This window comes from Pseudomonas sp. St29, from assembly GCF_001547915.1.
GTDB lineage: Bacteria > Pseudomonadota > Gammaproteobacteria > Pseudomonadales > Pseudomonadaceae > Aquipseudomonas.
The window spans coordinates 6,822,441-6,833,117 of sequence record NZ_AP014628.1 but is presented as its reverse complement, the minus strand read 5'-3'; the positions used below and the strand labels follow the sequence as shown (position 1 = coordinate 6,833,117).

Below are 10,677 nucleotides of genomic sequence, written 5' to 3'. Positions count from 1 at the left end.
AATCAACGTCTTACCCCGAATAAACACGACCAGCGGTATGTGCATAAGCTCTGTGGATAACCCCACTTGAGGTCGTTGCACAACTCGGGTCGAAACGCTGTGGGTAAGTCGCCTGTGGATAACTGCTCGTTCCACGCACAGGTTTTCCGATAGCGCAGCACAGGGAGGACACCGTTTCTCAACCGTGTTGTCATTCTCTGTACAGTACGGAATAGAAGGGCTGAAGCCAGTTATCCACAGAAGGTGCCGTCCCTAGCCTTTATAAGCTTTACAGAAAAGCTTTAAATACTTTCCTTCTTTATTTTTATATCTACCTGACCCTGGCTCACAACCCCGTCCCCGGACATACATAGATAAAGGAAAAGCTGGTTGGAAATTGACCTAGAGGCTTGCTTTCTCTAGAATCGCCGATCTCTTAAAACGGGGGCCATTCCGGCCCGTTGTGGACGAACCAGGTAACACGACATGAAACGTACTTTCCAACCAAGCACTATCAAACGCGCTCGTACCCACGGTTTCCGTGCTCGCATGGCTACCAAGAACGGTCGTGCCGTCCTGTCGCGTCGTCGCGCCAAAGGTCGTGCGCGTCTGGCAGTTTGATAATCCGGCACTGGAGGTGAGTCAGGACTTCAGTCGGGAAAAGCGTCTGCTTACACCCCGGCACTTCAAGGCGGTCTTTGACTCCCCTACCGGCAAGGTTCCGGGGAAAAATCTCCTGCTCCTTGCGCGCAACAACGACCTGGATCATCCCCGTCTGGGGCTCGTGATCGGGAAAAAGAGCGTAAAGCTCTCCGTTGAGCGCAATCGCCTCAAGCGTCTGATGCGCGAATCGTTTCGTCTCCACCAGGATTCACTGGTCGGATGGGATATCGTTATCGTCGCGCGCAAAGGTTTGGGCGATGTAGAAAACCCCGAATTGATTCAGCATTTCGGCAAGCTCTGGAAACGTCTGGCACGCAACAAGCCGGAACCAGCAGTCAAATCCGAAACTGTAGGGGTAGACAGTCCTGATGCGTAAACTGGCACTCGTTCCGATCCAGTTTTACCGCTATGCCATTAGTCCTCTGATGGCCAATCACTGTCGTTTCTACCCCAGCTGTTCCTGCTACGCGTTAGAAGCCATCGAAAATCATGGCCTTCTGCGCGGTGGCTGGCTGACCTTTCGTCGTTTAGGTCGCTGTCATCCGTGGAATCCCGGTGGTTATGACCCGGTTCCACCTATCCCTACCTCCCGTTCTTCTTCGATGGCCGAGTAATCATGGATATCAAACGCACGATCCTGATCGTCGCCCTGGCAATCGTGTCCTATGTCATGGTTCTTAAATGGAACCAGGATTATGGCCAGGCTGCCCTGCCGACTCAGAATGTTGCTTCCAGCACGACCACTCCGGGCTTGCCGGACACGCCAAATGGCACTTCCGCTGCCAACGACGATATTCCGCGCGCAGCAAGCGACACCACTGCACCGGCTGAAGCGCCCGTTGCTGCAAGCAAAGATCTCATTCAGATCAAAACGGATGTGCTCGACCTGGCTGTCGATCCACAAGGTGGGGATATCGCGCAACTGCGTCTGCCACTGTATCCACGTCGTCAAGACCATCCGGAAATCCCGTTCCAGCTGTTCGACAACGGCAACGAGCGGACTTACCTGGCGCAGAGCGGCCTGATTGGCAGCAGCGGCCCGGATGCCAACCCGGCCGGTCGCCCGATCTACTCGGCAGAAAAGAAAAGTTATCAACTGGCTGACGGTCAGGACCAATTGGTGGTCGACCTGAAGTTCAGCAAGGACGGCGTCCACTACATCAAGCGTTTCACCCTGAAACGTGGCCTGTATGACATCACCGTTTCCTACCTGATCGACAACGAAAGCGCACAACCTTGGACCGGTGCAATGTTTGCCCAGCTCAAGCGTGACGCCAGTTCCGATCCATCCTCCAGCACCGCCACCGGCACCGCGACTTACCTGGGCGCCGCCCTGTGGACAAGTTCCGAGCCGTACAAAAAAGTGTCCATGAAAGACATGGACAAGGTGAACGAGGATAAAACCAAGGCCCCGATCACTGAAAATGTTCAGGGTGGCTGGGTCGCTTGGCTGCAACACTACTTCGTGACCGCCTGGATTCCGCCTAAGGGCGAAAACAACCAGGTTCTGGCGCGCAAGGACAGCAAAGGCAACTACATCATCGGCTACACCGGCCCTTCGATGACCGTTGCTCCAGGCGCCAAGGCCGAAACCAGCGCCATCCTGTACGCCGGTCCGAAAAGCCAGGCCGTGCTGAAAGAGTTGTCCCCAGGTCTGGAACTGACTGTCGACTACGGCTTCCTGTGGTTCATCGCTCAGCCGATTTTCTGGCTGCTGCAACATATCCACAGCCTGGTGGGTAACTGGGGCTGGTCGATCATCTTCCTGACCATGCTGATCAAGGGGATCTTCTTCCCACTGTCGGCTGCCAGCTACAAGTCGATGGCGCGCATGCGTGCCGTGGCCCCGAAACTGGCCGCGCTGAAGGAAAAATTCGGCGACGATCGTCAGAAAATGTCCCAGGCGATGATGGAGCTGTACAAGAAAGAGAAGATCAATCCACTGGGCGGCTGCTTGCCGATCCTGGTGCAGATGCCGGTCTTCCTGTCCTTGTACTGGGTTCTCCTGGAAAGCGTGGAAATGCGCCAGGCGCCGTTCATGCTGTGGATTACCGACCTGTCGATCAAGGATCCGTTCTTCATCCTGCCGATCATCATGGGCGCTACCATGTTCATCCAGCAGCAGTTGAACCCGACACCTCCGGATCCGATGCAGGCCAAGGTGATGAAAATGATGCCAATCATCTTCACCTTCTTCTTCCTGTGGTTCCCGGCCGGTCTGGTGCTGTACTGGGTAGTGAACAACTGCCTGTCGATCGCTCAACAGTGGTACATCACTCGTAAGATCGAAGCGGCCACCAAGAAAGCGGCTGCCTGACCTACGCTGTGGATAACCACACAAGACGCCCCCTAGTGGGGCGTTTTGCTATCTGTCACTTTTGTCTGGATGTCGGGTTATGAATGTCCCTCGTGAAACCATCGCCGCCATCGCCACCGCCCAAGGCCGCGGCGGCGTGGGTATCGTAAGGATTTCCGGCCCCCTGGCGGGCATGGCGGCCAAGGCCATCAGCGGCCGTGAACTCAAGCCGCGGTTTGCCCATTACGGTCCGTTTCTCAGTGCAGGGGAAGAAGTTCTGGACGAGGGCATCGCCCTGTATTTTCCGGGGCCGAACTCCTTCACCGGGGAAGACGTCCTGGAACTGCAGGGCCATGGCGGCCCGATTGTTCTCGACATGCTGCTGCAGCGTTGCCTGGAACTGGGCTGCCGCCTGGCCCGGCCGGGAGAATTCAGTGAACGTGCATTCCTCAACGACAAGCTCGACCTGGCCCAGGCCGAAGCCATTGCCGACCTGATCGAAGCCAGTTCGGCACAGGCTGCGCGCAACGCCTTGCGTTCGTTGCAGGGGGCTTTCTCCCAGCGTGTGCATAACTTGACCGAGCAGCTGATCGCTTTGCGGATCTATGTCGAAGCGGCGATTGATTTTCCCGAGGAGGAAATCGATTTCCTCGCCGATGGCCATGTGTTGAGCATGCTCGATGCGGTGCGCGATGAGTTATCCACAGTACTGCGTGAAGCCGGGCAGGGCGCCTTGCTGCGTGACGGCATGACCGTGGTCATCGCCGGTCGTCCCAATGCCGGCAAATCCAGCCTGCTCAATGCCCTGGCCGGACGCGAGGCGGCAATCGTCACCGATATCGCCGGCACCACCCGGGACATCCTGCGCGAACATATCCACATCGATGGCATGCCACTGCATGTGGTGGATACTGCCGGCCTGCGGGATACCGAGGACCAGGTGGAAAAGATCGGTGTCGAACGGGCACTCAAGGCCATCAGCGAGGCCGACCGGGTGTTGCTGGTGGTGGACGCCACCGCGGCGGAAGCGGCGGACCCCTTCGCCCTGTGGCCGGAGTTTCTCGAGCAGCGGCCAGACCCGGCCAAGGTCACCCTGATTCGCAACAAGGCCGATCTGACCGGCGAACCCATCGCCCTGGAAACCTGTGATGACGGCCACGTCACCATCAGCCTCAGTGCCATGGCTGCCGGTAGCGGGCTCGAGCTGCTGCGCGACCACCTGAAAGCCTGCATGGGTTATGAGCAGACGTCCGAAAGCAGTTTCAGCGCACGCCGTCGGCACCTGGAGGCACTGCGCTACGCCAGTGCCGCCCTGGAACATGGCCGGGCACAGCTGACCCTGGCCGGTGCCGGCGAACTGCTGGCCGAGGACCTGCGCCAGGCTCAGCAATCGCTGGGGGAAATCACCGGTGCCTTCAGTTCCGATGACCTGCTGGGGCGAATCTTCTCCAGTTTCTGCATCGGCAAGTAGGGACCCCCGCAAAGGGCTCCGGCAGAGGTTATCCACAGCCCTGCCGGTAGCGCTCGGATTTACTCCACTGACAGGTAGATTCGTGTCTGCAGCTGTGCGGGCGGCGTGGTGCGCGGATCGTTTACGTACTCTTCGAACATCGGAAAATTCCCCGGCGTCAGGCCACTGTCCGGCAGCCACTCGGAGAACATCCAGGCATAGGCTTTGCCCATCTCGTTGTAGGGACCAACGTAATTCAGGATGGCGTAACGCCCTTGAGGGATTTCGAACCTTTCCAGCGTTTCACCCAGATCGGCATCAGGCGCGACACAAACTCCGGCCAAGGAACGCAATTGCTCGGTCGGAACCTGCTCGGGATCGTTGAAATACACACCGAACCCGCAGGCGGTCGGGTGCATGAGCCCCTGGCTGGCGGCCAACATGAACACACGGGCGAACACCGGACCGATTTCCTGATAGGAACCCTGATGAGGCAATGCCGCCAGGACAACGCCGGGGAAATGTTCAACGGTAATGGGGTACATATTTGACTCCTTGGGGTCGAAAGGACGGGAACGGGTTGCGCGATAACGCCCTGGTGGCAACCCGAAAACGCCAGAGAATGCCCGGTTGAAGGCTGCTCCCGATTCGTACCCGGCACGCAAGGCCACCTCGGCCAGGTCCTCTTGGGTACCTGCCAGCGCCGCGGCGGCCAGATGCATGCGCATCCGTTGCACCGTGGCGTTCAGCGTTTCTCCCATCATCGCGCGGTAAATGCGGTGAAAGTGGTAAGCCGACATACAGGCCAGGTCCGCCAGGTGGTACAGGTCCGGATCGCTGTTTGGATGGCTTGCCAGCCAACGCAGCACCGGCTCCATGCGCTGGCCGTAATGGATTCGGGTTGCAGGTTTCATAAGGCCTCCTTGGCACTCCACTGTAGCGACGGCAGATTTGCAGATTTTGCGATTTTTACCGGCCCAGGGGAGAGCGACGTTACCTTTACCCCCCTCCCGCGCGTCAGCTGACCAAGCTGCGGTCTTGAGTAACAACCCCCTTGCGAAGATGGGGCATTTTTCCTTGTTTTTCCGCAAAAATCGGCCTTTTTGCCGTTTTTTATTGAGTTTCCCAAGTGGTACCTGATTTGCATCCTGGTGGATGGACAGGTTTGTACACCTGAGGAAACGGTCCGGCATTCAAGGAATAGAAATGGCTAACGCGAATTCTGCATTGCACCGTGGCTTGAGTACCCGGCATATCCGCTTCATTGCGTTGGGTTCTGCCATCGGCACGGGCCTGTTCTACGGTTCGGCGGCGGCGATCCAACGGGCCGGCCCTTCGGTTCTGCTGGCCTACCTGATTGGCGGAGCAGCCATCTACCTGACCATGCGCGCCCTGGGGGAAATGGCGGTGAGGACACCGGTTTCCGGCTCCTTCGGACAATACGCCAGCACCTACCTGGGGCGTTTCCCGGGTTTCCTGACCGGCTGGAGCTACGCCTTCTCGATGCTCATGGTGTGCCTGGCGGATGTCACCGCCTTTGGCGTCTACATGGGCCTGTGGTTTCCCGAAACCCCCAGGTGGATCTGGGTACTGAACATCGTCCTGGGGATCGGCGCCTTGAACCTGTGCAGCGTCCGGGTGTTCGGCGAGCTGGAGTTCTGGCTGTCGATGCTCAAGGTGGGCGCCATCGTGGCCATGATCGTCGGCGGCTTTACCCTGCTGTTCTTCGGCATCCAGCTCGGAGGCGAACAAAGCCGTGGAGGGCTGGGCAATCTCTGGGAATACGGCGGTTTTTTCCCGAATGGCGTCGAGGGCATGATCGCCTCCTTCACCATTGTCATGTTCGCTTTTGGCGGAATCGAAGTCATAGGCATCACTGCCGGCGAGGCCAAGGATCCGCAACGCATGATTCCCAAGGCCATCAACTCGGTGCCATTGCGGATCCTGATCTTCTACGTGTTCACCTTGCTGATCCTGTTGACGCTGGCCCCCTGGTCGAGCATCGGCAGCCATGGCAGCCCGTTCGTGCAGATCTTCAGCAGCCTGGGGATAGATTCGGCGGCCACGGTGCTGAACATCGTGGTGATTTCGGCAGTGGTGTCGGCCATCAACAGCGATATCTTCAGTGCCGGCCGCATGATGTACGGCATGGCTGCCATCGGTCAGGCGCCGGCGGTATTTGCCAAAACCTCACGCTTCGGCGTGCCCTGGATGACGGTGCTGGTGATGTCGCTGGCGCTGCTGCTGGGAGTGCTCCTCAATTACTGGGTGCCGGAGCGACTGTTCCTGATCTTTGCTTCCCTGGTGACGTTTTCCGTGGTCTGGGTCTGGTTGATGATCCTGCTGTCGCAGATTGCCATGCGCCGGAGCCTGACAACCCGGGAAGTCCGCGAGCTGCAGTTTCCGGTGCCCCTGGGAATCGCCGGCCAGGCCTGCGCCGTGGTTTTCATGCTGTTCATCTTTGTCGTGCTGGGGGCTTTTGCCGACACACGCCTGGCGCTGTATGTGGGAGTGGGCTGGCTGGCACTGCTGTCGCTGGCCTACTGGATCTGGATCAGACCGGTCGCTGTGCACGGGGTTGTGACCGAGCCTGGCCTTGAAACTCATCAATAGGGACATGTCCATGCGAACATTCGAGTTGCCGCCTGCCACTGTGGAAGCCTTCCAGCGTGATGGGGCGGTGTGCATTCGCCAGTTGTTCAGCGCAGATGAAGTGGCGCTGTTGGAGCGGGGTATCGAACACAATCTGGCGCAACCCAGCGAGCGGGCCAAGGTCGCCAGCCAGCCCGACGATCCCGGCTGGTTTTTCGAGGACTTCTGCAACTGGCAAGAGAATCCCGATTATCGACGCTTCATCTTCGACAGCCGGGTTGGCCATGTGGCCGCGCAGTTGATGGGTTGTCCACAGGCTCGGCTGTATCACGACCATCTGCTGGTCAAGGAACCCAATACCCGGCAGCGCACTCCCTGGCATCAGGACCAGCCCTACTACAACGTCGAGGGGCGACAGAACTGCAGCATGTGGATGCCTGTGGACCCGGTTGCGCGGGAGTCCACCCTGGAGTTTGTCGCCGGTTCGCACCTGGGGCCCTGGCTGATGCCCCGAACCTTCCTGGATAACCAGGCCAAGTGGTTCCCCGAAGGCAGCCTCGCGGATCTTCCGGACATCGAGGCCAATCGAGGCGCATGGAACATTCTTGGCTGGGACCTGCAGCCCGGGGATGCGGTGTTTTTCCACATGCTGACCTTGCATGCGGCCGGTGGTGTCGGTGGCGATCGGCGACGACGTGCCTTCTCCCTGCGCTTTCTGGGGGAGGACATGCGACATGCCCCCAGGCCCTGGCGCACGTCACCGGAGTTTCCTGGGCTGGCCTCGCAACTGCCGGCCGGGGCGCCGATGGAACATGAACTCTTTCCTTGCCTATGGACGGAGCGGTCGGGGTTTTAAGCCGTTGTGGCCCGCGGCAGAATCGGAATCAGCTGATAGGCATACAACCAAACCCCGACCAGCATGCGCGATCGCTGCCTCAAATGGATGGAAGGTGTTTATGCGCTTTTTTAGCTATCTCGCGGTACTCGGTCTGAGCCTTGTCTGCCAAGGCACCTGGGCTCAGCTTTCTTCGAATCAGGCCCCTGCGCCAGAGCAGGTGGCCACGTCTGTCACCGCAGAAACTGAAGTCGCCCCTCTCGACGATGGAAGAGTGGCTGGGCCGTCTGCATCCGCCGATAGAGCAGTGGACGCGCCGGTGAGCGAAGCGACCCCAAGCGGCACCAGGCAGTATTGGGCACTGCTGGTGGTTGTGCTGCTGGGATTGAGCTGGTGGGTCCAGGGGCGCTTGGTCAAACGGCCCGAGTAATACCGCTTATCCACAGACAGGCTCCTGCGGCCTGTCTGTTTCTGCTCCCTCTCTGATAACCATTGAATGCGCTGCAAGCCAGAGCCGTGTCCGGATAACCCCGGGCACGGCTTTTTTCTGTGGATTAAGCCCTGTGAATAACTGCCCTCCAGCTCGGTTGATAACCGGGCTTCAAAACTGAGGAAAAACCGCTCTGTGGATAACCACCCCATTCATCCACAGGTTTAAACCGCTTATCCAAGGGCCTCCTGGCCACCTAACCACAGAGTTTAAAACCTCTGTACATATTGAATATGAAGGGCTGTAGCGATCTATCCACAGAAAGGCATGTGCATAAGAATAAACATAAAAACAAGGATTTAATAAATTTCTCTCTTTTAATTTCTATTGACCGTGATTCATCCACAGCTGGTTAAATTTTGTGCAAAGGGTTCTTTAGGAAGGGCTAAGTCCCTATACTTGCCGCCTTGGTCCAAAAACCAACCCGACAACTACTCCTAATTACTCCTACTTGAAGCAGGCACGAGGTGCGTGGTGGATTTCCCTTCCCGTTTTGAAGTGATCGTCATCGGCGGCGGTCATGCCGGTACCGAGGCAGCACTTGCATCAGCACGCATGGGGTCCAAAACCCTGTTGCTGACGCATAACGTGGAAACCCTCGGAGCAATGAGCTGCAACCCCGCGATTGGCGGGATCGGCAAAAGCCATCTGGTCAAGGAGATCGATGCCCTCGGCGGCGCGATGGCCATGGCTACCGATAAAGGTGGTATTCAGTTTCGTGTGTTGAACAGCCGCAAAGGCCCAGCCGTGCGCGCAACCCGCGCCCAGGCCGACCGCGTTCTGTACAAGGCCGCGGTGCGCGAGATTCTCGAGAACCAGCCCAACCTGTGGATATTTCAACAAGCCGCTGATGACCTGATCGTGGAACAGGATCAGGTGCGGGGCGTGGTCACCCAGATGGGACTGCGCTTCTTCGCCGAGTCCGTGGTACTGACCACCGGGACCTTCCTCGGCGGACTTATCCACATTGGCATGCAGAACTACTCCGGCGGCCGTGCGGGTGATCCGCCCTCTATCGCCCTCGCACAACGTCTGCGGGAGTTGCCACTGCGGGTCGGCCGCTTGAAAACCGGTACTCCGCCACGCATCGATGGCCGATCTGTGGATTTCTCGGTCATGACCGAACAGCCTGGGGATACACCGATTCCGGTGATGTCGTTCCTCGGCTCGAAAGAACAGCATCCGCAACAGGTCAGTTGCTGGATTACCCACACCAACGCCCGCACCCACGAGATCATCGCCTCGAACCTCGATCGTTCGCCGATGTACTCCGGCGTGATCGAAGGCATTGGCCCGCGTTACTGCCCGTCGATCGAAGACAAGATCCATCGTTTTGCCGACAAGGAAAGCCATCAGGTGTTTATCGAACCTGAAGGCCTGACCACTCATGAGCTGTACCCGAACGGGATATCCACATCCCTGCCGTTCGACGTGCAGTTGCAGATCGTGCAATCGATCCGCGGCATGGAAAATGCCCATATCGTGCGTCCCGGCTATGCCATCGAATACGACTACTTCGATCCCCGCGACCTCAAGTACAGCCTGGAAACCAAGGTGATCGGCGGTCTGTTCTTCGCCGGCCAGATCAACGGCACCACCGGTTATGAAGAGGCCGGTGCCCAAGGTCTGCTGGCCGGGGCCAACGCCGCCTTGCGCGCCAAGGGCAAAGACAGCTGGTGCCCGCGTCGCGATGAGGCCTACATCGGTGTGCTGGTCGATGACCTGATTACCCTGGGTACCCAGGAACCGTACCGGATGTTCACTTCCCGGGCCGAATACCGCCTGATTCTGCGGGAAGACAACGCCGATCTGCGCCTGACCGAAAAGGGCCGGGAACTGGGGCTGGTGGATGACGTGCGCTGGGCGGCGTTCTGCAAGAAACGCGAAGGCATTGCCCAGGAAGAGCAACGCCTGAAGTCCACTTGGGTCCGTCCGGGCACCGAACAGGGCGATGCAATCGCCCAGAAATTCGGCACGCCGCTGACTCATGAGTACAACCTGTTGAATCTGCTGAGCCGTCCGGAAATCGACTACGCTGGTCTGGTCGAAGTGACCGGGCAGGGCGCTGAAGATCCACAAGTGGCCGAACAGGTCGAAATCAAGACCAAGTACGCCGGCTACATCGATCGTCAGCAGGACGAAATTGCCCGTCTGCGCGCCAGTGAAGACACCAAACTGCCTGTGGATATCGATTACACCGGCATTTCCGGACTGTCGAAGGAAATCCAGAGCAAGCTCGGCGCGACCCGTCCGGAAACCCTGGGCCAGGCGTCGCGGATCCCGGGCGTTACCCCGGCGGCCATTTCCCTGTTGATGATTCACCTGAAAAAACGCGGCGCCGGCCGTCAGTTGGAGCAAAGCGCTTGAGTTCA

General features: G+C 58.5%; 9 protein-coding genes. 8 read left to right on the top strand and 1 reads right to left on the bottom strand.

The window, feature by feature from the left end; genetic code table 11:
* The first annotated feature begins 465 nt into the window (after positions 1-465).
* The 5 genes from rpmH to mnmE all read left to right on the top strand — a co-directional run bounded on the left by rpmH (position 466) and on the right by mnmE (position 4,409).
* Positions 466-600 carry a 50S ribosomal protein L34 gene (rpmH, locus tag PST29_RS31445; protein ID WP_003213577.1) on the top strand — a complete coding sequence of 45 codons (135 nt, stop codon included), beginning with the start codon at positions 466-468 and terminating at the stop codon, positions 598-600.
* Positions 601-616: 16 nt separating this feature from the next.
* On the top strand, positions 617-1,018 hold the full coding sequence (rnpA, locus tag PST29_RS31440; RefSeq protein WP_197662869.1) for a ribonuclease P protein component: 402 nt from the start codon (positions 617-619) through the stop codon (positions 1,016-1,018).
* On the top strand, positions 1,011-1,256 hold the full coding sequence (gene yidD / locus PST29_RS31435) for a membrane protein insertion efficiency factor YidD (protein ID WP_003213574.1): 246 nt from the start codon (positions 1,011-1,013) through the stop codon (positions 1,254-1,256). The genes rnpA and yidD overlap by 8 nt, the downstream gene beginning before the upstream one ends.
* Before the next feature lie 2 nt (positions 1,257-1,258).
* Positions 1,259-2,959: a membrane protein insertase YidC gene (gene yidC, locus PST29_RS30615; RefSeq protein ID WP_060841853.1), complete on the top strand. Its 1,701-nt coding sequence runs from the start codon at positions 1,259-1,261 to the stop codon at positions 2,957-2,959.
* A gap of 79 nt (positions 2,960-3,038) precedes the next feature.
* Positions 3,039-4,409: a tRNA uridine-5-carboxymethylaminomethyl(34) synthesis GTPase MnmE gene (gene mnmE / locus PST29_RS30610; RefSeq protein WP_060841852.1), complete on the top strand. Its 1,371-nt coding sequence runs from the start codon at positions 3,039-3,041 to the stop codon at positions 4,407-4,409.
* Between the two features lie 59 nt (positions 4,410-4,468).
* Here the strand turns inward: mnmE and PST29_RS30605 are convergent, their stop codons facing one another.
* On the bottom strand, positions 4,469-5,302 hold the full coding sequence (locus tag PST29_RS30605; RefSeq protein WP_060845051.1) for an AraC family transcriptional regulator: 834 nt from the start codon (positions 5,300-5,302) through the stop codon (positions 4,469-4,471).
* Between the two features lie 292 nt (positions 5,303-5,594).
* Here PST29_RS30605 and PST29_RS30600 point away from each other — a divergent pair, with 292 nt between their 5' ends.
* From PST29_RS30600 to mnmG, 3 genes are all read left to right on the top strand, one after another.
* The gene (locus PST29_RS30600) at positions 5,595-7,001 is read left to right on the top strand and encodes an amino acid permease (RefSeq protein ID WP_060845050.1); all 1,407 of its coding nucleotides are present in this window, start codon (positions 5,595-5,597) and stop codon (positions 6,999-7,001) included.
* A gap of 10 nt (positions 7,002-7,011) precedes the next feature.
* On the top strand, positions 7,012-7,836 hold the full coding sequence (locus tag PST29_RS30595; RefSeq protein ID WP_060841849.1) for a phytanoyl-CoA dioxygenase family protein: 825 nt from the start codon (positions 7,012-7,014) through the stop codon (positions 7,834-7,836).
* A 943-nt stretch (positions 7,837-8,779) separates the two neighbouring features.
* Positions 8,780-10,672 carry a tRNA uridine-5-carboxymethylaminomethyl(34) synthesis enzyme MnmG gene (gene mnmG, locus PST29_RS30585; RefSeq protein ID WP_060845049.1) on the top strand — a complete coding sequence of 631 codons (1,893 nt, stop codon included), beginning with the start codon at positions 8,780-8,782 and terminating at the stop codon, positions 10,670-10,672.
* The last annotated feature ends 5 nt before the right edge of the window (positions 10,673-10,677 follow it).

Bases quoted from the DNA above. Each gene is read 5' to 3' on its own strand.
- rpmH (WP_003213577.1), top strand. From the start codon at position 466: ATGAAACGTACTTTCCAACCAAGCACTATCAAACGCGCTCGTACCCAC.
- yidD (WP_003213574.1), top strand. From the start codon at position 1,011: ATGCGTAAACTGGCACTCGTTCCGATCCAGTTTTACCGCTATGCCATT.
- yidC (WP_060841853.1), top strand. From the start codon at position 1,259: ATGGATATCAAACGCACGATCCTGATCGTCGCCCTGGCAATCGTGTCC.
- mnmE (WP_060841852.1), top strand. From the start codon at position 3,039: ATGAATGTCCCTCGTGAAACCATCGCCGCCATCGCCACCGCCCAAGGC.
- PST29_RS30605 (WP_060845051.1), bottom strand. From the start codon at position 5,302: ATGAAACCTGCAACCCGAATCCATTACGGCCAGCGCATGGAGCCGGTG.
- PST29_RS30600 (WP_060845050.1), top strand. From the start codon at position 5,595: ATGGCTAACGCGAATTCTGCATTGCACCGTGGCTTGAGTACCCGGCAT.
- PST29_RS30595 (WP_060841849.1), top strand. From the start codon at position 7,012: ATGCGAACATTCGAGTTGCCGCCTGCCACTGTGGAAGCCTTCCAGCGT.